General features: G+C 41.4%; 22 protein-coding genes and 2 pseudogenes. 20 read left to right on the forward strand and 4 right to left on the reverse strand.

Annotation, left to right across the window (positions count from 1 at the left end; all coding sequences use genetic code 11):
• The first annotated feature begins 768 nt into the window (after positions 1–768).
• Entirely contained in the window at positions 769–2,535 is a 1,767-nt protein-coding gene (locus H6G92_RS15425) for a multicopper oxidase family protein (RefSeq protein ID WP_199344834.1), read from the forward strand.
• 421 nt (positions 2,536–2,956) lie between these two features.
• Complete coding sequence (locus H6G92_RS15430) at positions 2,957–4,081, forward strand: hypothetical protein (RefSeq protein ID WP_190894528.1); 1,125 nt, start codon at positions 2,957–2,959, stop codon at positions 4,079–4,081.
• Between the two features lie 431 nt (positions 4,082–4,512).
• On the opposite strand, the gene H6G92_RS15435 is transcribed toward H6G92_RS15430, so the two are convergent.
• Complete coding sequence (locus H6G92_RS15435) at positions 4,513–6,153, reverse strand: iron uptake porin (protein WP_190894529.1); 1,641 nt, start codon at positions 6,151–6,153, stop codon at positions 4,513–4,515.
• 898 nt (positions 6,154–7,051) lie between these two features.
• Here H6G92_RS15435 and phnC point away from each other — a divergent pair.
• From phnC to phnE, 3 genes are all read left to right on the forward strand, one after another.
• Positions 7,052–7,849: a phosphonate ABC transporter ATP-binding protein gene (gene phnC, locus H6G92_RS15440; protein WP_190894530.1), complete on the forward strand. Its 798-nt coding sequence runs from the start codon at positions 7,052–7,054 to the stop codon at positions 7,847–7,849.
• Between the two features lie 43 nt (positions 7,850–7,892).
• The gene (gene phnD / locus H6G92_RS15445; RefSeq protein ID WP_190894531.1) at positions 7,893–8,894 is read left to right on the forward strand and encodes a phosphonate ABC transporter substrate-binding protein; all 1,002 of its coding nucleotides are present in this window, start codon (positions 7,893–7,895) and stop codon (positions 8,892–8,894) included.
• Positions 8,895–8,969: 75 nt separating this feature from the next.
• Positions 8,970–9,743 (forward strand): phosphonate ABC transporter, permease protein PhnE, encoded by a 774-nt coding sequence (gene phnE / locus H6G92_RS15450; protein WP_190894569.1) that lies wholly within the window; start codon positions 8,970–8,972, stop codon positions 9,741–9,743.
• 10 nt (positions 9,744–9,753) lie between these two features.
• On the opposite strand, the gene phnF is transcribed toward phnE, so the two are convergent.
• Entirely contained in the window at positions 9,754–10,512 is a 759-nt protein-coding gene (gene phnF, locus H6G92_RS15455) for a phosphonate metabolism transcriptional regulator PhnF (RefSeq protein WP_190894532.1), read from the reverse strand.
• Positions 10,513–10,618: 106 nt separating this feature from the next.
• On the opposite strand from phnF, the gene phnG reads away from it, so the two are divergent.
• The 11 genes from phnG to phnM all read left to right on the forward strand — a co-directional run bounded on the left by phnG (position 10,619) and on the right by phnM (position 19,594).
• Complete coding sequence (phnG, locus tag H6G92_RS15460; protein ID WP_190894533.1) at positions 10,619–11,077, forward strand: phosphonate C-P lyase system protein PhnG; 459 nt, start codon at positions 10,619–10,621, stop codon at positions 11,075–11,077.
• A gap of 49 nt (positions 11,078–11,126) precedes the next feature.
• Positions 11,127–11,729, forward strand: a complete 603-nt coding sequence (gene phnH / locus H6G92_RS15465) for a phosphonate C-P lyase system protein PhnH (protein ID WP_190894534.1) — start codon at positions 11,127–11,129, stop codon at positions 11,727–11,729.
• On the forward strand, positions 11,719–12,171 hold the full coding sequence (locus H6G92_RS15470; protein ID WP_190894535.1) for a GNAT family N-acetyltransferase: 453 nt from the start codon (positions 11,719–11,721) through the stop codon (positions 12,169–12,171). The genes phnH and H6G92_RS15470 overlap by 11 nt, the downstream gene beginning before the upstream one ends.
• 109 nt (positions 12,172–12,280) lie before the next feature.
• On the forward strand, positions 12,281–13,483 hold the full coding sequence (locus H6G92_RS15475) for a carbon-phosphorus lyase complex subunit PhnI (RefSeq protein ID WP_190894570.1): 1,203 nt from the start codon (positions 12,281–12,283) through the stop codon (positions 13,481–13,483).
• The gene (locus H6G92_RS15480) at positions 13,480–13,902 is read left to right on the forward strand and encodes a fosfomycin resistance glutathione transferase (RefSeq protein WP_190894536.1); all 423 of its coding nucleotides are present in this window, start codon (positions 13,480–13,482) and stop codon (positions 13,900–13,902) included. The genes H6G92_RS15475 and H6G92_RS15480 overlap by 4 nt, the downstream gene beginning before the upstream one ends.
• Entirely contained in the window at positions 13,899–15,107 is a 1,209-nt protein-coding gene (locus H6G92_RS15485; protein ID WP_190894537.1) for an alpha-D-ribose 1-methylphosphonate 5-triphosphate diphosphatase, read from the forward strand. Before H6G92_RS15480 ends, H6G92_RS15485 begins: the two co-directional genes overlap by 4 nt.
• Positions 15,108–15,145: 38 nt before the next feature.
• Positions 15,146–15,706: a phosphonate degradation HD-domain oxygenase gene (locus H6G92_RS15490; RefSeq protein ID WP_190894538.1), complete on the forward strand. Its 561-nt coding sequence runs from the start codon at positions 15,146–15,148 to the stop codon at positions 15,704–15,706.
• A gap of 47 nt (positions 15,707–15,753) precedes the next feature.
• Positions 15,754–16,626: an alpha-D-ribose 1-methylphosphonate 5-phosphate C-P-lyase PhnJ gene (locus tag H6G92_RS15495; protein ID WP_190894539.1), complete on the forward strand. Its 873-nt coding sequence runs from the start codon at positions 15,754–15,756 to the stop codon at positions 16,624–16,626.
• Positions 16,627–16,697: 71 nt separating this feature from the next.
• Positions 16,698–17,471 (forward strand): phosphonate C-P lyase system protein PhnK, encoded by a 774-nt coding sequence (gene phnK, locus H6G92_RS15500; RefSeq protein ID WP_190894540.1) that lies wholly within the window; start codon positions 16,698–16,700, stop codon positions 17,469–17,471.
• A gap of 90 nt (positions 17,472–17,561) precedes the next feature.
• The gene (phnL, locus tag H6G92_RS15505) at positions 17,562–18,287 is read left to right on the forward strand and encodes a phosphonate C-P lyase system protein PhnL (RefSeq protein ID WP_190894541.1); all 726 of its coding nucleotides are present in this window, start codon (positions 17,562–17,564) and stop codon (positions 18,285–18,287) included.
• Positions 18,288–18,304: 17 nt separating this feature from the next.
• Complete coding sequence (phnM, locus tag H6G92_RS15510) at positions 18,305–19,594, forward strand: phosphonate metabolism protein PhnM (RefSeq protein ID WP_242059150.1); 1,290 nt, start codon at positions 18,305–18,307, stop codon at positions 19,592–19,594.
• A gap of 75 nt (positions 19,595–19,669) precedes the next feature.
• Here phnM and H6G92_RS15515 read toward each other — a convergent pair.
• Positions 19,670–19,933: pseudogene (locus H6G92_RS15515) on the reverse strand (hypothetical protein); the annotation flags it as partial.
• A 346-nt stretch (positions 19,934–20,279) separates the two neighbouring features.
• Positions 20,280–20,381: pseudogene (locus H6G92_RS40855) on the reverse strand (short chain dehydrogenase); the annotation flags it as partial.
• Between the two features lie 117 nt (positions 20,382–20,498).
• Here H6G92_RS40855 and H6G92_RS15520 point away from each other — a divergent pair.
• From H6G92_RS15520 to H6G92_RS15535, 4 genes are all read left to right on the forward strand, one after another.
• On the forward strand, positions 20,499–20,744 hold the full coding sequence (locus H6G92_RS15520; RefSeq protein ID WP_190894543.1) for a transposase: 246 nt from the start codon (positions 20,499–20,501) through the stop codon (positions 20,742–20,744).
• A gap of 253 nt (positions 20,745–20,997) precedes the next feature.
• Positions 20,998–21,504 (forward strand): DUF4112 domain-containing protein, encoded by a 507-nt coding sequence (locus tag H6G92_RS15525; protein ID WP_190894544.1) that lies wholly within the window; start codon positions 20,998–21,000, stop codon positions 21,502–21,504.
• Between the two features lie 153 nt (positions 21,505–21,657).
• Positions 21,658–22,590 carry an alpha/beta fold hydrolase gene (locus H6G92_RS15530; RefSeq protein ID WP_190894571.1) on the forward strand — a complete coding sequence of 311 codons (933 nt, stop codon included), beginning with the start codon at positions 21,658–21,660 and terminating at the stop codon, positions 22,588–22,590.
• Positions 22,591–23,259: 669 nt separating this feature from the next.
• Positions 23,260–23,925: a class I SAM-dependent methyltransferase gene (locus tag H6G92_RS15535; RefSeq protein ID WP_190894545.1), complete on the forward strand. Its 666-nt coding sequence runs from the start codon at positions 23,260–23,262 to the stop codon at positions 23,923–23,925.
• Positions 23,926–24,158: the final 233 nt, after the last annotated feature.

Raw genomic sequence — 24,158 nt, forward strand, 5'->3', positions numbered from 1 at the left:
CTACTGAATCTGTTTTGTCAGCTTCATCCTGCCCTCCCAGAGTCCAGATGCAACGCCAAAATTCGCTACTAACTTGTGAAAATCTCTGCTAAGTTTTTCCCTAAAATCAGGATCTTATCTGGTCAAAAATTTTTTGAAAGTGAAAACTATATTCAAATCTAATTCACATCAGGTGCGAACTGAAAACGCCTTTTCTCCTTTAACAGGGCAAACGCATCTAAAATTAACAAAACTAAATCCACAAAAGTCCTTGTTTGTGTAGTGACTTACGCACTGTACAAATGAACCCTAATGTGTTTTAGGGTATTTGGTTGTTTCAAGCGCTTTGCATAACCCTAATTTCTTCGCATATTTATATTTGCGTAGGCGTAGCCCGTCTTAGATATCGCTGGATGCTAAAAATGGCTGAAATAACCAAATTGCCTATATTACTTATGTACAATGCGTAAATTCTATGTGTGTTCAACGCAGAAATCAGATTTTTCGTTCATCTTATTTTTTAACCGTATATGGAAGCTAAAAAAATCATGTCATGTATTCTCAATTAGTAGTATTTATAGCGAAAAAATAGAACCTTATTGAGAAAATGGCATTTTTGAGGAATCCTACCTGATTCCTCAAGAGACTCCATGAGTTGTAATCACTTGGAGCAATGAAGATTTATTTTCCCTATTCCCTATTTTCAAGGCAGGATTTCAGATCAAACTCTGATCAAACAGGCTTTTCAGTCTCAGTATTTTTTCAAAAATCAAATCTGAGTCCTATATTATGTATCCCCATACAAAAAAAGTACCAATATTAACCAGAAGACAGTTTATCTTTGCAAGTGCAGCCAGTGGAACAGCATTCCTTGCTACTGCCATGCTTAAAGCAAATAGAACTCATGCAAGCATCCCTGCGGAGATCACAAAGTTTACCGAACCTCTACCCATCCCATTCGCAGCTTCTCCACCCAGCACTTTGACCATCGCCCGGAGTTCGCATTCGTTCCACAGCAACTTAGGGGCAGGCCCAACCTTGGCTTATGGTGGTTTATCTATTCTTGGGCCAACTATCGAAGTTACAAGAAACACACCCCTTAGCATCAACGTATTTAACAATGTTGTTGGAGACCATCCGTTTTTGCAAGCAGTTGACACGGGGTTGCATGGTACTCTAGAGTCTGACAAAACCAGCCCAAGAATGTCGTTGCATCTGCATGGTAGCAACACTGAAGCTAAAAGTGATGGATACCCAAAGGATACCTTTACACCAGGGCAGACTTACCTGTACAACTTCAACAACAATCAGGAAGCAGCCACGCTGTGGTATCACGACCATGCGATGGGAATTACTGGTTTGAATGTCTTAGCCGGTCTTGCTGGGTTTTACTTCATCAGGGACATTGACGATCCTGTGGGTGGCAATGGACCACTGGGCTTGCCAGCTGGCGCTCCCTATGAAATACCGCTGGTAATACAAGACCGTTCTTTCAACAGCGATGGCTCCGTGTCTCACCCCAATCAGCCACCCTGGTTAGTAGAGTATGTCGTTGATGTCGCTACTGTCAATGGTAAAGCGTGGCCGAATCTGAATGTAGACCGTACTTTATACCGATTTCGGATTGTCAATGGCTCAAGCGCACGGACTTACAATCTCAAGCTGTCATCAAAACAGCCAATCATCCAAATCGGTACCGACCAGGGTATGCTCAATGCTCCGGTGTATTTATCCCGTCTGCTGCTCTCTCCTGGTGAACGGGCTGATGTGTTGATCGATTTCTCCAAAAGTCTGCCGGGAGACAAAATTGTCCTAGAAAATGATGCCATTTCACCATATCCATTTGGCAGGGCAAATTTCATCATATTTAGTCCCGAATTGCCCGAAATTATGCAATTCACAGTGAACGCGGGTGCTGCTGCTCCCAAGCCAGTCCCTAATATACTGCGACTGTATAAGCCACCGATAAAACCAATTGCTGTTAAACCTACACGGCAAAGGTTCCTGACACTGGTAGAGATTGCAGGGCCAGATGGGCCGATTGTATTGTTGATGAACTATCTCTACTGGGATGAGCCACTCAAAAACCCGGAACTCATGGAGCGGCCGAAAGTGGACACCGTGGAGCAGTGGAACATCATCAATCTTCAGCCTGTTGCCCACCCAATGCACTTGCATCTAGTGCCATTCCAGATATTGAATCGACAAAAGATTAATCCCACCAAGTATCTCAAAGCATACTATGCTACCGGGCCTCGTACAGTCATTTCAAGTCATGGAATGGGTGGCTCCACGATGCCAGGTGGTTATCCACCACCTGATCCTACGTCTTTTGCGATCGGGCCGGCAAGACCGCCAGCAGCAAACGAAGCCGGATGGAAAGATACAGTACTAGTCAATCCCTATGAGGTCACCCGCCTGATCGTTCCATTTGGAGCTCAAGCAGCAGAGAACTTACCGTTCGGCAACTCGTTTGTTGGAACCTACGTTTGGCACTGCCATATGCTTGGACATGAGGACAATGAGATGATGTTGCCTTACGAGGTAATAGCTTAGACCACTACTGATTCAAAAAATCAAGTAGTAAAATTCGGCGTAAATAAGCTACGCATTTTAAATGTCTCAAAGTCTTAATGGGGCATGAATTAAAAATTGCGAATTACCGAAACAGTGCTGAGTGCCCAGTTAGAGTGCTGAGTAAAAACAATAAAAATCGCACTGGTTCAACGCCCTAAAGATTGCTAACAGCACTCAGCACTCCTGAAGAATTACGCAAAGCGATACTAGCTTCTAGAACACTGATTCAATAATCCCAAAAACCAAGCGGATGTGGTTGGAAAGAGCGAAAATTGCTGACTTAAATTTCAAGAAAGCCAGGTTTTTAATCCGTATTTTAAATGCTGAATCAGAGTTCTAGAAAAAAGTTGTGAAAGTGTACATCTTATGTATAACAGCATTTAGCTTCCAGGTAAATTTCATGAAAGTACTCTCCACGCTAGCTATTAATAGTTATTCTATTTCCGTCTGTTTTCTTGGTATTGTTTCACCTGTTTATGCAGTATCCCTAAGCAAAAATGATAATTATTTTACTACCGAAAACACTCTCTCATCTGCTATCAGTAGTGTAGAAGGACAACTAGAAAATGAAAACGTTGACTTTTACAATTTTTCAAATTTGGATACTGGAAATTTATTTACTGTAGAGGTAGATTCACAATCATTCGATCCACTTCTAGGCCAGTTGGATGATTTTGGTAATATCATCGCAATCAACGATGATCAATCTGATAGCAATGTTCTACCGATACTAACCGGAGAGATACCCACTAGCGGCAGCCTGAACTTTGCCGTATCTGGTTTGAGAGACATTTTCCTTAGAGGAGACCACTTTGAATCTGGTTCATATACATTCTCATTAAAAACATTTCCTTTTCCCAGCACTTCAACGAATGTAACACTGGCCAACAGTGGCTTTGAAAGTGGCAATTTTACGGGATGGACAACACTAGGATCTACTAGTATTGAAACCATAACATTCGGTAGTGGTTCAACAGAGGGAAATTTTCAAGCTTTATTGTCAACTGGTGGTGCTACATTTGATGGTTCAATTATAGAAAAACTTCTGGTATTAGAAGATAATTCGTTGAATAATTTTGACGAAAAAGAAGTGATTAAAGGCTCCGCTATTCAACAAAAATTCACAGCTAAATCTGGAGATGTTTTGAGCTTTGATTGGAATTTCTTGACCAATGAGGTCTTACCACCAGTTACTTTTTCAGACTTCTCTTTTGTTTCAATCAGTTCCTCAGATAATTCAGTTAGTTCATTATTAGAATTAGCTGATGTAACTGATACCACATCGGAATTTTCTCTGACAGATTTTTTTCAAGAGACTGGTTTTGGCACTTTTTCCTTAAAGTTGCCCACCACAGCAACATACACCTTAGGACTTGGGGTTATAGATGTGGGAGATAACGATTTTGATTCTGGACTTTTAGTTGACAATTTTAAATTAACCTCTGTTCCTGAACCCACTAATGAGCTAGGTTTATTGGGCTTTAGTACCTTAGTCCTATTAAGATTCTGGAGAAAAATCTTGTAGCTTCGTAGATAAAGGTGACTATTTTTGGGCGACTGGGTAATTAAACAGGGTAAGAGCATCTCAATTAGGCTTGACATAAGGGCTGAGAGGAATTTAATGTAGAGTCAATGAAACCGGAACTGAGAATTCGAATCATGTAATCGTTATCCATATCAGTCCGTTTCATTTTTTGTCGGAGACTACGTTTGTAAGCTTCATGTTTCTTATGTGACATTAAATCAATCAAAGTTTGGAAACTTCGTTTAACTTCAATTGCATCAAGACCTGTTTTGTTGTCAAGAATCTCAGCGGCTTGATGAACCCAGTGATAAGCAACAGTAATTGGAGTGAATAAAGTTCAAAGCTGTCCCTCTCCGGCTCGGAGAGGGACGATTTTGCGTAGTAAAATCAGGGAGAAATCTTTTTGATTGAGCTTCAGCAAAGACTTTGGGTTAGAAAGTAAAAGTAGTACGCACTACTCCCAGATAGATATTAGAGTTGTTGCTGTTACCCTCAGGATTGAAGATGGTGATTAATCCTGGGGTAATAGCAATATTGTCATTCAGCCTATATCTATAAAAAGCCTCTAAATGATAGGAGATATCATCGTCTTGACGGCGATTATTATCACTGACGAATTGATTGTCAGCAACGTAAGGCGGTACACCAAAGACAAGACCACCAAAATTTCCTTTCCTACCCAAATCAGGAAAGCCTAGCTGAACGGCCCAGTTCCAAATATCTGCATTACTCCTAGCAACAGCTGTATTTTCAGCTTGGGCATTGGCGTAACTGCCCCAAGCAGTGATGGTAAACTTAGGACTAAGTTTGTAATTTGCAGTCACACTATAGTTATTTACAGAAGTTCGCGCCCCGTTGAATGGGTTGTTGGCAAAACCAGTACCAGTGCTACCAGTAACTCCGCTACCATCAGTGTAATAGGCATTGACATAAGTGAAAGCCAAACTTAATTCTGAGGTTGGTTGGAAAGTCAGTTGACCTAATGCTGAGTAACTACCATTAAACATACCTCTACCGTTACTGGGGTCATTACCAACACCCGATGGCACAACGTAACCAGCAGTTAAGGTGAGAGCATCATTGAACTTTTGATTAATGATGATACCTGGCCCTTCTGCTGCCCGGTAAATTGGGTTATAACGCCCAAAACGAGATAGCGCACCGGAACCACTAGAATCAAAGTTGCGACTGAGAGCAGGTACTTCATCAATGTATTCCAATCCTTCGGTTGCGATGTTGAATGTTGTGGAGTTGCCTACAGGGAAACGGTAAAACAGAGCTGATACGCTGACATTGTTGGATTCATTGCCATCAAACCCTAAACGAGTTTGGTTAGTACCAGTTACGGCTGTATTGAATGAAGTGATATTTCTCGCTTGTAACCTAACTCTAAGGCGGTCTTTACCAGTGAAGCTACTATCAAAGTTTAACCGGACGCGATCGGCAAAAATCACATTTTCATCGAGTTCTGGTCTGGTATCACCACGATTTTGAGCATCGGTGTTGATTGCTCTATCGGAGCCAAATGCACCAGCCAGTGCAAAAACTGCTTCTCCCCGCAATTGAGTAGTTGTGGAGAATTGTTGCGACTCTAAAGTGGCGCTACGAGCTTCTAGAGCATCTACTCGACCTCGCACAGTTTGCAACTCAGCAGTATACTCTTCTTGCAGCTTTTGCAGCGTTGCTAGGTCTTCTTTGTTCACCAGATCAGCCGTACTAGTAGCTATAAGTTGGTTGATCTGATCTAAACAAGCATTCAAACCAGCAGCAAACTCATAGCGAGTCAAAGCACGATTACCCCCATAAGTTTGGTTAGGATAACCTGTAATGCAGCCGTATCGCTCAACCAAGGATTGCAAAGCTTGAAAAGCCCAGTCTGTAGGTTTGACATCAGAAAGCTGTGAAACTGAAGTTACTTGTCCGATATTCTCAGCACTGCTAAAACTGGACGGTTGATTTCTTGCAGGTGCTTGATTTAAAGGTACTTCAGAACCCATCGCTGGTAGCGCAACTATAAATAAGCCCAAAATCGCTGGACTAAATAACAAAGAATTCAACCAAAACTTCTGCACGAATGTACCCTCACACCTGATAGAAATTAGTGAAAAATCAAAGTTTTTCTAACATTAAAAATCTGCTAATTGTTAAAACACAAATATTAGCAAGATTGATTTAATTAAGGCGTGGTTTTAACCTTTACATAAGAAAAGCTAATGTTAGATATAGAAAAAATGAATCTTTTATAAGAAAATTTTTTCAAATCAACTTTAACAATATCAAAGCACAACTATGTACCACAATATAAAGATTATTATGAAATCAAAACATTGTCATTTGTTTACCTATTCTTAACTCAATGGATATTGATATATTAAAGATTGTCTGTGTTTCCTAGCTCAATCAATAACCAATATTTAAAATCCAGCCAATAATATATTATTAATGTTTTTTATAGCAACAAAGCTTATTTACTAGGACTTACGTATTGACAACAAATGCCAAATATAGATGCTTTAAAAAAGTACATATGTGGTAAGGGCAATACTCTGCGGGTGACGCTCCTTCTCTGCGAGACGCTACGCGAACGTCGCTACCGCTGAAAGCGTTCTCGTAAAAGTAGCCGCTTTGCGTTGCGTACACATGAATTGTCCCTACCAAAATTCAAACAGCTATACAGTAGAAGCATTTTATTGATTTGGAATGGGTGGTTTATTTACGCCGTGCTGTACTAATTCCTAGCGGGTTAATTGCCTTTTTACCAAAAATTAGCTTTTTGTTAATTAAATTTTAATCAAAAAATGGATGTCAGTCTATGTATTATAAGCCTTACATTATATTGATGTATATCTAGAATTGGCTCATTCATTAGGCTGATAACTTAAAAATTAAATCAGTAATTATCCTTTTCTTAATTAGTTCTTAACTCAAAAATATTATTCAAGTTAATCATAGACATCTCAATGTCAAAAAATGGCAAATACAGTGGCTATCGAAGTTAGTAATCTCTCGAAGGCTTTCAAAGGTAAGACAGCACTTAAAAACGTAACTTGCACAATTCATGAGGGAGAACTGGTTGCGCTAATAGGTGCATCTGGCTCAGGCAAATCTACCCTTTTACGGCATATTAATGGCTTGCATATTTCAGATGCAGGAACTGTTTATATTTTTGGCTCAATACTACAGAGCGAGGGCAAAACACACTCTAAAATTAGGTCTTTACGAAGCCAGATAGGTTGTATTTTTCAACAGTTTAATTTAGTCAATCGGCTAACAGTTATCGAAAATGTACTCGTTGGTAACTTATCAAGATTGTCTATCTTACGTTCAACATTCCATTTATTCACCAAAGAAGAAAAAATCCAAGCTCTTGCTGCATTAGAGCGAGTAGGCATTCTTCAACACGCTTATAAACGGGCATCTATGCTTTCTGGAGGGCAACAACAACGAGTTGCGATCGCTCGTTGTTTAGTGCAAGGAGCGAAAATCATCCTCGCAGACGAACCAATCGCCTCTCTCGATCCTGAATCGGCACGTAAAGTCATGGAATTACTTGTGCAGTTGAATCGCCAAAGCGGTATTACTGTAGTCGCTTCTTTACATCAGGTTCAAATGGTGCGTAGTTACTTTGATCGAGCGATCGCTCTCAAAGATGGAGAAGTGATGTTTGATGGTGCAACCACAGAGATGAATGATAAAAAGCTCAATGAACTTTATGGCACAGCTGCCGAAGAACTCATTATGAGAGGACACGGAGAACTGGTAGTGTAACCCAAAAATACAGAATTTTCACTCACATATCACAACTAAACTTATGGACAGAAGATTATTTATTCAACAGGCTTCTTTATTTACTATAACTTTGGCAAGTACTAAGATCCTTTCAGCTTGTACTTCTAATGCTGATAATAGTACAGCAGCAATTAAAGAAATTAACTTTGGCGTTCTGTCTACAGAATCTCAAGCTAATCAAAAACCAATTTGGGAACCTTTTGCTGCTGCTATGTCTCAGCAAATTGGTATTCCCATAAAACCCTTCTATGTTACACAGTATGCAGCAGTTATAGAAGCGATGCGTTTTGGTAAGGTTCAAGCAGCTTGGTTAGGTGGTAAATCTTATATTGAAGCAGCAAAAATTGCTGATGCAGAAGCCTTTGCTCAAGTTGTGAGTGCAGATGGTACTAGAGGATACTATTCTCATTTAATTACTAATAAAGAGAATCCTCTCGCAGCAGAAGCTATAGCAGTAGGTGGCGATAAATATGTGATTAAAAATGCAGCCAAGCTCACCTTTGCCTTTAATGAGCCTAATTCTACCTCTGGGTTTTTAGTTCCCAGTTACTATATTTTTACTAAAAACAATGTTGACCCTAAGAAAGCTTTTGAACGCTTGATTTTTGCTGGTAATCATGAAGCTTGCGCTCTAGCTGTAGCTAATAAACAGGTAGATGTAGCTACTGTCAGTAGTGAAGCATTAAGTCGTCTAGAAAGTACTAATCCTACAGCCAGGCAGAAGATTGAAATTATTTGGAAATCACCTATAATTCCCAGCGATCCGATTGTTTATCGTCGAGATTTATCTGATGATATCAAAAAGAAGTTGCAAAACTTTTTCTATAACTACAAAGATGCAAAAGTTTTAACACCATTTAAAATTTCTGGCTTTGTACAGGCTGAAGATAAAAATTGGCATACAATTCGAGAACTAGAAATTGCTAAAAAAATACAAGAGACTCAAGATAAAGAAAATCTTAGTGATAAAGAAAAACAGCAAACAATAGCAGAACTCAACCAGCAACTTAAAGAAATTCGATAAAACTAGAGCTATAGGGAGAAAAAAGTGCGCCCACGAAATCAGATAATTACTTACGCATCTCCTAATGTAGTAGCAATGTTAGAGAAAGAAGCAAAGCTTGTGACTACCCAAAAAGTTCTGTTTCTTTTAGTGATTGCTGCTGTATTGATTTTCGCCTATACTCAAAGTGAGTTAAATTTCCCTGTACTTCTGCAACGGGGAGACAACATGGTGGAATATATACGTTCATATTTCCCGCCAGACTTTAGCGATTGGAATTATTATTTCTCAGAAACACTGGTTACTATATCGATGGGAATTTGGGGAACTTTAATGGCTGCGATCGCAGCTGTTCCTTTATCTATTTTAGCATCTAATAATATTTGTCCAATATGGGTTGTTCAACCAACACGTCGCTTATTAGATGCTATGCGTGCGATTAACGAAATCGTCTTTGCACTAATCTTTGTAGTTGCTGTTGGGTTGGGGCCATTTGCTGGAGTTTTGGCATTATTTATTCATACTGCCGGTATTCTGGGTAAGCTGTTCTCAGAAGCAGTAGAATCAATTGAGTCAGGCCCGGTAGAAGGAATTAGAGCTACTGGTGCAAGCCAGATTCAAGAAGTAATTTATGGAGTGATTCCCCAAGTAATGCCTTTGTGGACCTCTTTCACTCTCTACAGATTTGAGTCAAATGTGCGTTCTGCTTCTGTATTAGGAATTGTTGGGGCTGGCGGTATTGGCGTTTCACTATATCAGAGTTTTGGTGCATTTGAATACCAAAAAGTCTGTACAATTCTGATTATTTTGATTGCTACTACTGGTGCTATTGATTTATTGTCTGCAAAGGTAAGAGAGTGGCTAATTTAGTCATTAGTTACTAGTCATTAGTTGTAACTCCACCCTTTTTCAAGTCATTTTCAAAAAATAACTCCATACGATCGCCCCGCAGTCGAGTTACACCATATTCAATAACATTACCTGTTTCATCGACGTTCACTGACTCCGCCAAAAGAATGGGTTGATTAAGGGGTATTTGTAGCCACTTAGCATCTTGAGGCTGGACTAGACGAGCAGAAACGCAGGTACTACGGCGGATATGATCGCATCCATACACCTGTTGTAAAAACTGAGATATTGATTGCTGTTCTTGCAAAATCTTGATATTTTTTGGATCTAAAATATCAGGGAATTGCTTGAGGGGAAAATACCCAGTACCCATACTTATAGGTTCTTCATCTGCAAAACTTAAGCGTTCAATTAACGCTACCGACTCACCATAAGGAATTTCTAGCCCTTTGGCTACAGCATCATCGGCAGGTACTTCTAAAACACGCAGCAGTTGAAACCTCACTTGCCAACCCTGTGCTTTCAGCGTTTGGTTGTAACGCACTCGCTTACCAATCGCATAGCGGATGGTTTTAGCCGCTACAAAAGTTCCGCGTCCTCGGTCAACTCGCAACAATCCCTCGTCTTTTAGGAGAGCGATCGCTTGTCTAATGGTATGGCGATTAACTGCAAACTGTTCTGCTAACTTCGTTTCCGTTGGTAGTCGTTCTCCAAGCTGATAAACCCCCTGATGAATGTTTTGTCGCAGTTGATCAGCAATCTGGGCATAAATCGGCATTATTTCCTTCATATATCAATATTAGATTGTCAATTTGTCAGAATTGCGTTAATCTACTTTCATCTAGATGTCTAGACAAGTTAAGAAGAGTTTAAAACAAAATACCACAAACCAACTTATGCCTACTGTGACGCAGCGACAAGCATGGATGGCAACATTAGCTAAAGCCGAGTTAGAGCTATTAGAAAAACTGGTAAAAAAATTGGTTACTTTGCCCAACTATAGCTTTTTACGCTGCCCAGAGATTGGTCTAACAATGGTGCGGGGACGCGCTGGGGGTACAGGAGAGCCATTTAACTTAGGAGAAATTACCATGACTCGCTGTGTTGTGCAGTTAGAGAGCCAAGGAGATGAAGCAATTGCTGGATTCGGTTATGTCGCAGGGCGATCGCACCGTCATGCAGAACTAGCTGCTGTTTGTGATGCATTACTACAAACTCCAAACTGGCACGATCAGATTCAGACTGAGGTAATTCAACCCTTGCAAGCAGAACACCAAAAGCAGCAGGAACTCAAGCAACGTCAAGCAGCCGCCACTAAGGTTAATTTCTTCACGATGGTGAGAGGAGAAGGGTGAATCAATTAAAAATTAAAAATTAAAAATTAAAAAATTGGATTATTGATTGATGTCAAATATAGTTACGTACTTACCTGGCTTTCAAGACTTAATTCATGATGGCCAGAGAACATTTCGGGCGTTGCTTGATGCTAATGCTCGACCGGGGATAGCTTATCAGATAACTGCTGATATGAGTGTGCCATTGTGTTTAACGCCTGCTTGTGGGGCTGCTTGTTTGACGTTGCTGGATTTGGATGTTGTGGTATGGCTACAGCCCAGTTTTGCAGATCAAGTGAGAGCTTGGTTGTTGTTCCATACAGGCTGTCGCTTCACGCAGTACCCAGAAAAAGCTGACTTTGCCTTAATTCAAGATTTGGCAGCGTTGCCAGAATTATCTATTTTTAACTGGGGTACAGCAGAAAAACCGGAAGCCTCAACAACATTATTGGTACAAGTGGAAAGTTTTGAGATGGGACAACCTGTCATTTTGACGGGGCCAGGAGTTTTAGACCAGCAAGCGATCGCCCCGACACTTCCCGCCCATTTTTGGGATTTCTGGATGCAGAATCATCAAGCCTATCCACAAGGCGTAGATGTATTTTTATTTACACAATATGCAGTAATGGGACTACCACGCACAGCCAAATCAGAGGTCTACCATGACTCTTGATATTCGCATTGCTACCCGTGAGGATTGGCCTCTATTGAATCAGCTTTATGCTGACATGGATGGTGAGTTACCTTTACCAAGCGACGATGTAGAAAAAATCTTGACAGAAATCACACAAGTTCCTAACTACTACATCTATATTGCTTTTTTAAATCAGCAACTTGTAGGTACTTTCAGTCTCCTCTATGCGCCAACAATGATGCACCGGGGCTATCACAAATTTGCAGTTCTAGATGCAGTGACAGTTATTTCTCAAATGCGAGGAGAGGGAATTGGTAGCCAAATGGTAAAAGCCGCGCTCCAATTTAGTGCCGAGGCTGGGTGTTATAAAGTCACACTCTCTTCTAATTTAAAACGCGATCGCGCCCATCAATTCTATCAATCACTAGGATTCGAGCAACATGGCTGGAGCTTTAAATGCCTACTTCAACCAAGCCTGTAAAGCAAAAATTGCGGAGGATAAAAATATAAATAATGAAAATCTTAAAACCCGATTAAAGCCTAACTTTCTTAATCAAAAATTACGAATTACGAATTACGAATTAAAAACTATGCCATACGTTGCAGTCAAAGGCGGTGAACAGGCAATTCAAAATGCAGAAGCGCTCCTGCAAAGCAGACGCAGAGGTGATCCTGCAATTCCCGAATTGACCCTAGACCAGATTGAACAACAACTTACCCTAGCAGTAGAACGGGTGATGTGTGAAGGTAGCTTATATGATCGGGAGTTAGCAGCCCTTGCTATTAAACAATCTTGGGGTGATTTGGTAGAAGCAATTTTCTTGTTACGAGCCTATCGGACAACACTACCCCGCTTCTACTATAGCCAGCCATTAGATACCAGCAAAATGCAGATTCAGCGCCGCATCTCTGCCATTTTTAAAGATGTACCAGGAGGACAAAGGTTAGGAACTACTTTCGACTACATCCACCGCCTACTAGACTTTAAGTTGATAGCAGAAGGACAAGTCCCTACAGCACCAGAAGCAGAAGCAATTACAGAATCAGTTCCACGTGTAATTGACACTTTAGATCGTGAAGGCTTGATGCAAGCAGAAGAAGGGCAGGGGAGCAGGGGAGCAGGGGAGCAGGGGGAGCAAGTAAATAATGATTCTCCGTTATCTCCTTCATCTCAACCATTTGATTTAACTCGTCAACCATTAACTTTTCCGGCTGGACGGGATGCGAGACTGCAAAATCTAGCGCGTGCAGATGAGGGTTTTTTGCTATCTCTGGCATATTCTACACAGCGAGGCTATGGCAGAAACCATCCTTTTGCTGGAGAGATTCGCATGGGGGAAGTAGAAGTGGTAATTTGCCCAGAAGAATTGGGGTTTGAAATAGCGATCGCAGATATTACTGTCACCGAAGTGCAAATGGTAAATCAGTTTAAAGGTAGTAAAGAATTACCTGCTCAGTTTACCCGTGGCTATGGACTAACCTTTGGTTACAACGAACGTAAAGCGATGTCGATGGCGCTAGTAGATAGGGCAATGCGAGCAGAGGAATTAGGGGAAACAATTCAAGGCCCAGCCCAAAACGTCGAGTTTGTACTTTCCCACTCCGATAACGTGGAAGCACAAGGTTTTGTCCAACACCTCAAACTTCCACATTACATTGACTTTCAAGCGGAGTTAAATCTGGTGCGGAAAATCCGAGAGCAGCAGCTAAATAATCAATCGTCATTAACTGTTGCTGCCCAAGAATCTCAGCCTTTAGAAACTAGTGATTTGGTTTTGGAACAAGCGAAATGATTACAGGAATTAACCATATTACTTTGTCTGTCTGCGACTTGGAGAAATCTTTTAGCTTTTATACCGAAATTCTAGGTTGTCAAGCGATCGCTAAGTGGAAAACAGGTGTTTATTTACTGGCAGGTGACTTGTGGTTGTGCCTATCTTTAGATTCCAACACACGCACAAATCCTATGGACGAGTACACTCATATTGCTTTTAGTATCCCTGAAGATAAGTTTCCAGAATATAGCGATCGCCTCAAAGTTTTAGGAGTCAAACAGTGGAAAAAAAATACAAGTGAAGGCGATTCTATATATATTCTCGACCCCGATCACCACAAGCTGGAACTGCATATAGGTGATTTATCTTCCAGAATTGCCGCCACTCAAAAAGCTCCCTATGAAGGCATGAAATTTTTTACTGAGGTAAGTCAGTGACAACAACTAAAAATATTCAAATATTATCAAAGCCAACCAACACAAAAATTGCTATTCAAGGAGTAAATGTACTAACTCCCGATGGTTGGCTGGAAGATGCCACAGTTTTAATTGAAGATGGGCAATTTACTAGCATTGATCAGGCCAGTAGTCCTAATGGATTTCATCTGGTAAATGCTCAAGGACTCCAGATGTTGCCAGGAATTATTGACTTACACGGCGATGCTTTTGAAAGGATGATTTGCCCTCGCCCTGGAGTTAACTTTCCTCTGCCAATAGCGATCGCAGATAATGACCGCAACCTCTTAGCATCGGGGATCACAACTTTTTACTGTTCAATTACCGACTCTTACGAACCAGGTTTACGCAGCCGAGATTCTGCTCGTGCTTTAATTGACTTCATTTTAGGGACAGGAAAACAAGTTTTAAATTGCAATCATCGTATTCATATCAGGCATGAAGAAGCAAATATCATAGGTCATCAAGAATTGTGTGATTGGATGGTATCCGGCCGCGTGCATATTTTGTCTATCAATGATCACCTACCACCCCTAGGAAATCAAAAGAGATTGAGTCGATATCTCAATAGTGTGAGGCAAAGATCATCGATGTCCATAGAAGAAATCGAAGAATTGGTCAACCAAGTAACAGAACGGCGACATGAAGGAGACGTGCAAATAGAACAACTCGTGGATTTAGCTCATACCTACAGTATTCCCCTCGCTTCTCACGATGATGATAGCCCAGAGAAAGTAATACTAAGTCAACAACGCCGAGTAGCGATCGCAGAATTCCCTGCTACTGTAGACTTAGCTGCTAAGTCTCGTGAATATGGTGCAGCAGTTCTTATGGGTGCGCCTAACTTAGTGCGCGGTGGTTCTCACTTAGGTTTGATGAGTGTCGCTGAGGCGGTGAAAAATAATGTTATCGATTGTCTTTGCTCAGACTATCATTATCCTTCCTTGTTTTACGCCCCCTTCAAACTCCAAGAATTAGGCTTAATGCCCTTTGAACAAGCATGGTCATTAGTTTCTAGCCGACCAGCAGAAGCGGCGGGGATAAGCGATCGCAAAGGTAAAATTGCCCCTGGTTTAGACGCTGATTTCCTGTTGATATCTCCTGATAATTCTTTACCATCTGCGATTACTGCCATCTCATCCGTATACGTAGCAGGAAAAGAAGTTGCTCGATATCAAATTCAATAAATATCCAGTCAACAGTCAACAGTCATCAGTTACCTATTATGAAACCTACCATTGAAAGCATTGTTGAACTCTTCACCGAAAAGGGTTCCCAATCCTATGGTGCAGAAGCCGTCAGTCAGCTAGAACACGCCTTGCAATGTGCTAGCCTCGCTGAAATATCAGGTCAAAACCATGAATTGATTACCGCTTGTCTACTTCATGATTTAGGACATTTAATTCATAACTTGGGAAATAATCCCGCCACCCAAGGCATAGACGATCAACATGAACATCGAGCCATTCCTTTACTAAGTCAGATTTTCAGTCCAGCAGTCACACAACCAATTAGGCTTCATGTCGTCGCCAAACGCTATCTTTGCTCAGTTGTTCCTGAATATTGGGAAAGTCTCTCAGCCGCATCCAAACGCAGCTTAGAACTGCAAGGAGGCATATTTTCCCCTGAACAGGCAGAGAAATTTATTCAGCAACCTTATGCTCAAGATGCTGTGCAGTTAAGGATTTATGACGACAAAGCCAAAATCACAAATTTGCCAACACCAGATTTAAACCACTTCACCCAATTTATAACAGCCTCTTTAAATAAGCTGTCGCGCATCTAAGTTCTATATACATCTTTTCGTATCGTCTGTTAACAGTCATCAGTCTAATGAATATCTCTCCCAATCCCCATTACCCCTTATCCCCAGAAACAGGCTTTAACTTTGCTTATTTAGACGAGCAAACAAAACGTTCTATTCGTCGCGCCTTGCTGAAAGCCGTAGCGATTCCAGGACATCAAATTCCCTTTTCTTCCAGAGAAATGCCCATGTCTTACGGCTGGGGTACTGGGGGAATTCAGGTAACAGCTGCTGTGATTGGTCAAACTGATGTTTTGAAAGTAATTGACCAAGGCGCGGACGACACCACTAACGCTGTTAATATTCGTCGCTTTTTTCAAAAAGTTTGTGGTGTAAAGACAACAGAACGCACACAAGAAGCAACTTTAATTCAGACTCGCCATCGTATACCCGAAACACCACTACAGGAAGGACAGATTTTAGTTTACCAAGTACCGATTCCTGAACCTTTGCGCTGGCTAGAACCTTCATCTGTAGAGACAGGCAAAATGCACGCCCTAGAAGAATACGGAGCTATGTACGTCAAACTGTACGAAGACATTACCACACATGGACATATTGCTACATCCTACGACTATCCGGTAATGGTGCATAACCGCTATTTGATGAGTCCTAGCCCGATCCCACGCTTTGATAATCCCAAAATGCAGATGAGTCCGGCATTGCAATTATTTGGTGCAGGGAGAGAAAAGCGCATATATGCAATTCCACCTTACACCAAAGTTAAAAGCCTCGACTTTGAAGACCATCCCTTTACCGTAGAAAAATGGGATAAAGCCTGTGAGTTATGCGGTTCTAGAGAAAGCTATTTAGATGAGGTAGTGATTGACGACCAAGGTGGGCGAATGTGGATCTGTTCAGATACAGACTTTTGTAGAGAAATGATGACGGATGACTGTTGACAGTTGACTGATGAATCTGGACTATTTATTGTACAGACGCGATGAATCGCGTCTCTAATCACTATTTACCAATGAATAAACCTCTTTTACAGGTTCACCAACTGAGTAAATCTTACGGCACAATTAAAGCGTGCGATCGCATTTCTTTTAATCTTTATCCTGGGCAAGTTCTCGGTATTGTTGGAGAATCAGGTTCAGGTAAGTCCACTTTGCTCAGTGCAGTTGCCAATCATATTGCTGTTGATCAAGGTAATGTTACTTATACTAGCCGTAGGGGTGAAGACTTAGAAATTTTTCAACTTGCGGAAGCTAAACGGCGGTTGTTGATGCGAACTGAGTGGGGTTTTGTGCAGCAAAATCCCCGTGATGGTCTGCGAATGAAGGTCAGTGCTGGAGCAAATATCGGCGAACGCTTACTAGATATTGGGGTACGCCACTATGGCAATATTCGGGATGAGGCTGCCCACTGGCTACAACAAGTGGAAATTGACCCAGCACGGATAGATAATCTGCCAGTCCACTTTTCTGGAGGGATGCAACAAAGATTACAACTCGCCCGTGTGTTGGTAACGCGTCCTCGATTAATATTGATGGATGAACCGACAGGCGGGTTGGATGTGTCGGTACAAGCGCGTTTATTAGATTTGTTGCGATCGCTTGTCCGCAATTTTAACCTCAGCGTGATTATAGTTACCCACGATATCGGCGTAGTCAGACTGCTGGCACACAGATTATTAGTCATGCAACAGGGACAGGTGGTGGAATCAGGTTTAACTGACCAAGTACTTGATGATCCACAACATCCATACACTCAATTATTAGTCAGCGCCGCTTTAACACCCTGATGTGTTGACGGTTAACGGTTGACGGTTGACGGTTGATTGCTCAACAAAGTGTTTACCGTCATCAGTCATCAGTCATCTATTTTCTTAATTATGCAATCATTAACTCTTAATCATCATCCAGTAAACTTTCCTAGCCAAGCACTTTTGCAAGTTGAGAATTTGCGAAAAAGTTTTACTCTACATCAGCAAGGAGGCATTAATCTATCGGTGTTAGAAGGAGTGTCTTTGAGCGTTAATGCTGGGGAATGTGTCGCCCTTTCTGGAGCATCCGGCAGTGGGAAATCTACATTTATGCGCTGTTTATATGCTAACTATCGCGTCGATAGTGGTTCAGTCTGGATAAAGCATCAGGAAGATTGGGTTGATTTGTGTCAACTCGCTCCCCACGAAATTTTAGCAGTCCGGCAGAAAACCATTGGATATGTCAGTCAGTTTTTAAGAGTAATTCCCAGAGTGCCAGCGTTAGAAGTTGCCGCAGAACCACTGTTGGAATTAGGGGTAAATATAGATGTTGCATATAACAAAGTTAAAGACTTATTTCATCGCCTCAACCTCCCGGAAAGATTGTGGTCTCTTTCTCCCACTACCTTTTCTGGAGGCGAAAAGCAACGGGTAAATATTACTCGTGCTTTAGCAGTTGATTATCCCATTTTGCTACTAGATGAACCAACTTCAGCCCTAGACGCTACCAATCGCCAAGTAGTAATTGAACTGTTGCAAGAAAAAAAAGCTAAAGGCTGTGGCTTAATTGGCATTTTTCACGATGAAGAAGTGCGATCGCAACTTTGTAACCGCGAATTAATTTTTAATAGTTGATGGTTGACGGTTGATGGTTGACAGTTAATTGCTCAACCAGCCCAACCAAGTGTTTACCATCACCAGTCATCAGTCATCAGTCATCAGTCATCAGTCACCAGTCACCAGTCCCCTCAGTCATCAGTCACCAGTCACCAGTCACCAGTCACCAGTCACCAGTCACCAATATTATGAATGAACAGATTTACACTAACTATCGTCTGCAACTCCCAGACAAAGAACTACTAGGTACTTTGGTAGTGCGAGATGGATTGATTGCTGATATTCAGCCAGGGATTGTGAGTCATGGTCAAAATGGACAGGGAGATTATCTATTACCAGGGTTGATTGAGTTACACACCGATAATCTCGAACGCTGTATGTCTCCCCGTCCCGGTATTCGCTGGCCTTTAGAAGCCGCAGCAGTTTATCATGATCGAGATTTAGCCAGTGCAGGAGTAACAACAGTATGTGATGCGATCGCAATTGGTGATATAGCAGCTAGTTCTCCTCGCTTATCTAACTATGCACCGATGATTGATGTCATCTCGCAAGGACAAGCCGCCGGAAACTTTTGTGTAGAACATCGCATTCATCTGCGGTGTGAACTGGCTTTTGACAAGGTTTATGAGATTACAGCACAATACGCAGATCATCCTCTTTTATCAATGATTTCGTTGATGGATCATACTCCCGGTCAACGGCAGTTTACCCGGTTAGACAAGTTTAAAGAGTATTACATAGGAAAACACGGTGTTACTCCTGACAAAATTGACGAGTTCATCATCATTCGTCAGCAACAGCAACAACTATATGCACAAAAAAATCGTATGGCTTTAGTAGAACTTACCAAAGCCAAAGGTATTTCCTTAGCAAGTCATGATGATGCTACCGTGGAACACGTCCAAGAAGCGGTTCAAGATGGAGTAGTGCTAGCCGAGTTCCCAACTACATTAGTAGCTGCCAAAGCAGCGCATAATTTAGGATTACAAGTTTTGATGGGTGCGCCTAATTTAGTGTTAGGTGGTTCTCACTCTGGTAATGTTTCAGCTATGGAACTTGTGTTGCACAATTTAGTGGATGTAATTTCTTCTGATTACGTTCCGCAAAGCTTATTACAATCCATTTTTATGATTGCCGAGAAGACGAACAAGCCGATTTACCAAGCTATGCAATTATTTACCTGCAATCCAGCCAAAGCCATTAATGTATTTTGCGATCGCGGTAGTCTGGAAGTAGGTAAAAGAGCCGATTTTATCATTGCTCATGATGATGGTATTGTACCGCGCTTGAGTGCAACTATCTGCCGAGGCGATCGTATTTCTTAAATTAAAAATATTACATATAAATATAACCTTTATGCTTAGAATTGCTTCTAGAGCAATCCCAGCTATCTACATCTTTACATCAGCTGCGGCAATCAAATAATTTGATTGTTGCCGACTATGCCCAAAGCGATCGCGGCAATAATCTTCAAATGTTTTATGCGTGGAGCGATAAAGCCGTCTGTCCCTCAATTCCGTCAGCGCTTTCCCCGCCTCAAAAAACGCCCGTTCCACTTTCCTCTCCAGGAGTAGGCGATCGCTCTGTTCTTCCTCTGTCAACTCTGGAACTTCAACAGCAGTAAGCGTAATTGTTGCTGAACTTGGATCTACTTGCTGGGAGATATCCTCGTTTACGGGAGCGATGCGATTTTGTTAGATTAGACTTAAATTCTCAGTTCCAGAGGTAGATTCTCAATAAAAACAGTTATTTAGCTGCGATCGCAGCTCTAAATAGGTGACTTAGTACCCGAATTTTAAGCACCTCACAAAATGGGGTTTTTTGTACAAACCCTCGAAAAAGGGGAATAGGGAAATTAGTGAACCGGGGCTTGGGTTAGCTGCTGAACAATATCATCCAAATTGATCGGGTTAGAAAATTTCCTAAACTCATAACGACCATATAAATTTATGTGCTGCCAAGCTACAGGAGAAATGTGTTTCAACTCCTCAATTCCTTGAACATCATTAGGTCATAAGTTTGCTCTGTTTGCTCTGCTAGCAAGGCATTTTCACCCAGTAACCCCGCATTATTAAAGGCGATATCAAGCCTACCAAACTTATTGACGACGGCGGTAAACCGCGTCTTTGTGATCTATCAAAAAACCTTAACCGAAACGTATTGGGGTGGATCTAGCGAAGACACTAAGGAAAAGGTATCCTCATTCACACTCTGACTGAGGGCAATGGAATGCCCTTAGCTAATTCCACTACTCCAGCCAACGGAAACGAGAGAGAACAAGTCTTACCTCTAATTGATAAGGTAAAACTAAAAACTTTGAAGCGCGGGCGACCACGTAAGCGAATCAAGGTACTGGCTGCCGACAAAGGTTACGACTCAAAGCAAAAACGTGCTGACCTACGCTTTCCGAGTATTCGTCCTCAAATCCCAAAACGAGTCTGGAAAACTAAGAAAAACACTCGGTTGACCCATTAAAATCTCCGTTCCGAGATTTCAGCAGGAGCGGTGTTTTGCTTGGTATCAACGCAAATACCGTCGTCTCGTTGTTAGATGGGAACGTCAAAAGGTTTATTTTGACGCATTCATTGACCTCGCTACCATTCACATCTGGATTAACAAAATATTATTAGTGGGATAGGTTCTAGTAAATCCCTGAGAAAGTTTTTGCAAAAGTTCAGTAGGGGAGTAAAATGTCTAACGATTCAATACAAAGTTAGCGATCGCCTTCATGCCTGATTCTCCTTTTCGGTTTTCGATGATTGAACCTGATGCCAAAGCACCCACATTGAAGCGCCTGCGTCAATTAAGCCGACTGCTGGATAATGTTATTACCATTCCTGGCACGCAGGTTGGTTTTGGTCTAGATCCAATTATAGGATTAATACCTATTGGTGGTGATTTTTTGGGAATCATGTTTTCTAGCTACATCATCCTAGAAGCGGCGCGGCTGGGTGTATCTAGAGCCACTTTAGGCAAAATGGTTCTGAATGTGATCGTTGATGGCTTGGTAGGCGCTGTCCCAGTTTTGGGAGACTTTTTTGATTTTGCCTGGAGAGCTAACACTAATAATATCAAGCTATTGGAAGATTACTTAAAGTTTCCTAGCCAGCAAAAGAGTGCAGATGGGTGGTTTATCTTTGCAGTTTTGGCTGGATTGTTGCTGATTGCCATTGTCTTAGTAGCATTGCCCGTGATACTAATTAGAATGCTGTGGAATGCCCTAACAGGGGGTTAAAATAATTCGTAATTCGTAATTAAGTTTTGTAACGGTGATAAACACAAGTACCACAAAACTTGCCTTGACTCGACAGAGTGCTTACCGAGCTTCTTATTAGTTGCTATGCAACTTAAACCCACAGAATTAGTTAAATTATTTATTGATAACGGAATGAAAGATTGGTGGCAAGCTACCTTTCCTAAAGGGCGGCAAAGTCTAATTATTACTGATGCTAAAGGCTATCCTGTACAAATTTCTTATGGTGAAAAAGGTAAAGGTAAACCGCTAATTTTATTACATGGCATGGGTAGTTGGAGCTATAATTGGCGTTACAGTATAGAACCATTATCTAAATATTTTCGGGTAATTTGTTTTGATGCCAAAGGTTTTGGATTTTCCGAAAAACCATTGTCTCGGAGAGAACACAATGGTCATCAAGTTATTGAGTTTCAAAGAGTTATTCAGGCATTATGTGATGAACCCGCAGTGATTGTAGCTGAATCTCTGGGGGGATTAGTTGCCCTTGCCCTTGCTCAAGAAAATCCGCAGTTAGTCGGGCAGCTTGTAGTAGTAAACGTACCTGTTTTTGCCGAACGTCTACCCCATTGGGCTATGTGGTTACTTGCCCAAACACCCCTGGAAATAATCCAAACAATTGACTCCTTACGTCTGGCATATTTGTTTGCACCTCTATTGAGAGAAATTATGGCAATAGAAAGACGTGGGGTATTATTTGATCCGTCAATTTTGACACAGGAAGATGTCTATTGGATAACTTACCCGTTTATTGAATTTCCTGGTACTATTGCAAAAGTCGCCGAAGAGTTACAAATAGCAGCGCGAGAAATTGAAAATTGGCAAGTAAATAAGCCAAATATGCTTACCCAAATTCAAAATAACCTGAGTGCTATTAAGTGTCCTACACTAATTTTGTGGGGTAAGCAAGATAGCTGGTTTCCTGCTAGTCATGGTGAAAAATTGCATCAGCATATCCCCAATTCTAAATTACAAATTTTGTCTAACTGCTGTCATGATGCTTCAACTGGTGCTTCTGAGGTGTTGAATGCAGCAATTATTGAGTTTTTACGAGATACTCATTTCTAAAGATAGTTCATATTTTGATGAGAGCATCCCAAATACGTAAAATACCTCACAATTACGCGCGAGTATTTCAACAATAATTACGAATTACGTTAGCGCAGCGTTAGCGAGACTTTGAGCGTCATTACGAATTACGAATTATATAAAAAGAGAATGGGAGGAAGCATATCAGTCAGCTTTCAAACTCCCACTCTGCCATTTGCCACTGAAGTGAACAGGAATGTATACAGACGTTGCCCGTTATTTGAGGGCTAATGCGTACTTCAACAACAACGCCCGCACACATTTAATATTCCTGTTGCAGCAAATGCCAAACCTAATTATTGATATTTATCTGCTGAGAAAAATACTCTGCAAATAATTGGTAGAGATAGTTTTTTCTTGTAAATCACTTAGTAGATAGTGTTTTACAAAAGGAATTTGCTTACGTGGTAGTCCCTGATAACAAAACCCTTGAAGTCGTTTATCTTTGTACAATTTAACTTGGTTAATTAGAATCTGGTTGCCATTTTGGCAGGTTTTTAAATTACCGAATTGCTCGCCTTTCCTATTGCAGCACCATCCGAAATAGATCCAGACTCAGACGACAGAGATTAAGTTCACAGAGGATTCCTAAAAAACTACTCTTGGGCGATAGTATAGCTGTAGATTCTTTCAATTCTCTGATCTACCATGCCAAAACAGTCTATAGGCCTTGATAACCAACTATATAATTACCTTTTATCCGTTTCGCTGCGGGAACCGGAGATTCTTTTGAAGTTGCGCCAAGAAACAGCCAGCCATCCTCGTAGCGGAATGCAAATTTCACCAGAACAAGGGCAGTTTATGAGACTACTGGTGCAGTTGATTGGAGCTAAGAAAACCCTGGAAGTTGGAGTATTTACAGGTTATAGCTCACTTTCTGTAGCTTTGGCACTACCAGATGATGGCAAAATTATCGCTGCTGATGTGAGTGAAGAATTTACTGCGATCGCCCGGCGTTATTGGCAAGAAGCCGGGGTTGCCGATAAAATCGATCTGCGATTAGCACCAGCTTTGGAAACTTTAGATCAACTGTTGGCAACTGGCCAAGCCGAGACATTTGATTTTGCCTTTATTGATGCTGATAAAGAAAATTATGATGGATATTATGAGCGATCGCTGCAATTGGTGCGTCCAGGTGGATTGATTGCTATTGATAACGTTTTATGGTCAGGACAAGTTGCCCAGGAGCAAAATCAAGATGAAAGCACCCAGGCTATCCGGGCGCTCAACGAAAAGTTACATCATGACGAACGGATTACCCTCTCCCTTATCCCCATTGCTGATGGACTTACTTTAGCAATCAAGCGACCTTAATCCAGTTTGATGCCAACTTACTGTTATAGCTGTTTTTTATTTGTTGGAATAGAGTATGGCTGCACAGATGTGCATTGGTGTCAACTTAACGTGAAAGTCAGGCTAGAAGCAGCTTTTAGATATTGTCTCGTTCCCAGTCAAAGACTGGGAATGCCGTCCTAGAGACTCCGCCTCTCTTGCTGGCGGCAGAGACGCTTTTGAGTTGCATTTCCAGCCCAGAGGCTGGAAACGAG

Origin of the sequence: Nostoc foliaceum FACHB-393 (assembly GCF_014698505.1) — a bacterium.
Lineage (GTDB): Bacteria > Cyanobacteriota > Cyanobacteriia > Cyanobacteriales > Nostocaceae > Nostoc > Nostoc foliaceum_A.

Coding starts and splice junctions, on each gene's coding strand:
- H6G92_RS15490 (WP_190894538.1), top strand. CDS start 15,146: ATGAAACCTACCATTGAAAGCATTGTTGAACTCTTCACCGAAAAGGGT.
- phnG (WP_190894533.1), top strand. CDS start 10,619: ATGCCTACTGTGACGCAGCGACAAGCATGGATGGCAACATTAGCTAAA.
- H6G92_RS15425 (WP_199344834.1), top strand. CDS start 769: ATGTATCCCCATACAAAAAAAGTACCAATATTAACCAGAAGACAGTTT.
- phnF (WP_190894532.1), bottom strand. CDS start 10,512: ATGAAGGAAATAATGCCGATTTATGCCCAGATTGCTGATCAACTGCGA.
- H6G92_RS15530 (WP_190894571.1), top strand. CDS start 21,658: ATGAAAGATTGGTGGCAAGCTACCTTTCCTAAAGGGCGGCAAAGTCTA.
- phnE (WP_190894569.1), top strand. CDS start 8,970: ATGTTAGAGAAAGAAGCAAAGCTTGTGACTACCCAAAAAGTTCTGTTT.
- phnD (WP_190894531.1), top strand. CDS start 7,893: ATGGACAGAAGATTATTTATTCAACAGGCTTCTTTATTTACTATAACT.
- phnL (WP_190894541.1), top strand. CDS start 17,562: ATGCAATCATTAACTCTTAATCATCATCCAGTAAACTTTCCTAGCCAA.
- H6G92_RS15430 (WP_190894528.1), top strand. CDS start 2,957: ATGAAAGTACTCTCCACGCTAGCTATTAATAGTTATTCTATTTCCGTC.
- H6G92_RS15520 (WP_190894543.1), top strand. CDS start 20,499: ATGCCCTTAGCTAATTCCACTACTCCAGCCAACGGAAACGAGAGAGAA.
- phnC (WP_190894530.1), top strand. CDS start 7,052: ATGGCAAATACAGTGGCTATCGAAGTTAGTAATCTCTCGAAGGCTTTC.
- phnH (WP_190894534.1), top strand. CDS start 11,127: ATGTCAAATATAGTTACGTACTTACCTGGCTTTCAAGACTTAATTCAT.
- H6G92_RS15480 (WP_190894536.1), top strand. CDS start 13,480: ATGATTACAGGAATTAACCATATTACTTTGTCTGTCTGCGACTTGGAG.
- H6G92_RS15525 (WP_190894544.1), top strand. CDS start 20,998: ATGCCTGATTCTCCTTTTCGGTTTTCGATGATTGAACCTGATGCCAAA.
- H6G92_RS15535 (WP_190894545.1), top strand. CDS start 23,260: ATGCCAAAACAGTCTATAGGCCTTGATAACCAACTATATAATTACCTT.
- H6G92_RS15495 (WP_190894539.1), top strand. CDS start 15,754: ATGAATATCTCTCCCAATCCCCATTACCCCTTATCCCCAGAAACAGGC.
- H6G92_RS15470 (WP_190894535.1), top strand. CDS start 11,719: ATGACTCTTGATATTCGCATTGCTACCCGTGAGGATTGGCCTCTATTG.
- H6G92_RS15475 (WP_190894570.1), top strand. CDS start 12,281: ATGCCATACGTTGCAGTCAAAGGCGGTGAACAGGCAATTCAAAATGCA.
- phnK (WP_190894540.1), top strand. CDS start 16,698: ATGAATAAACCTCTTTTACAGGTTCACCAACTGAGTAAATCTTACGGC.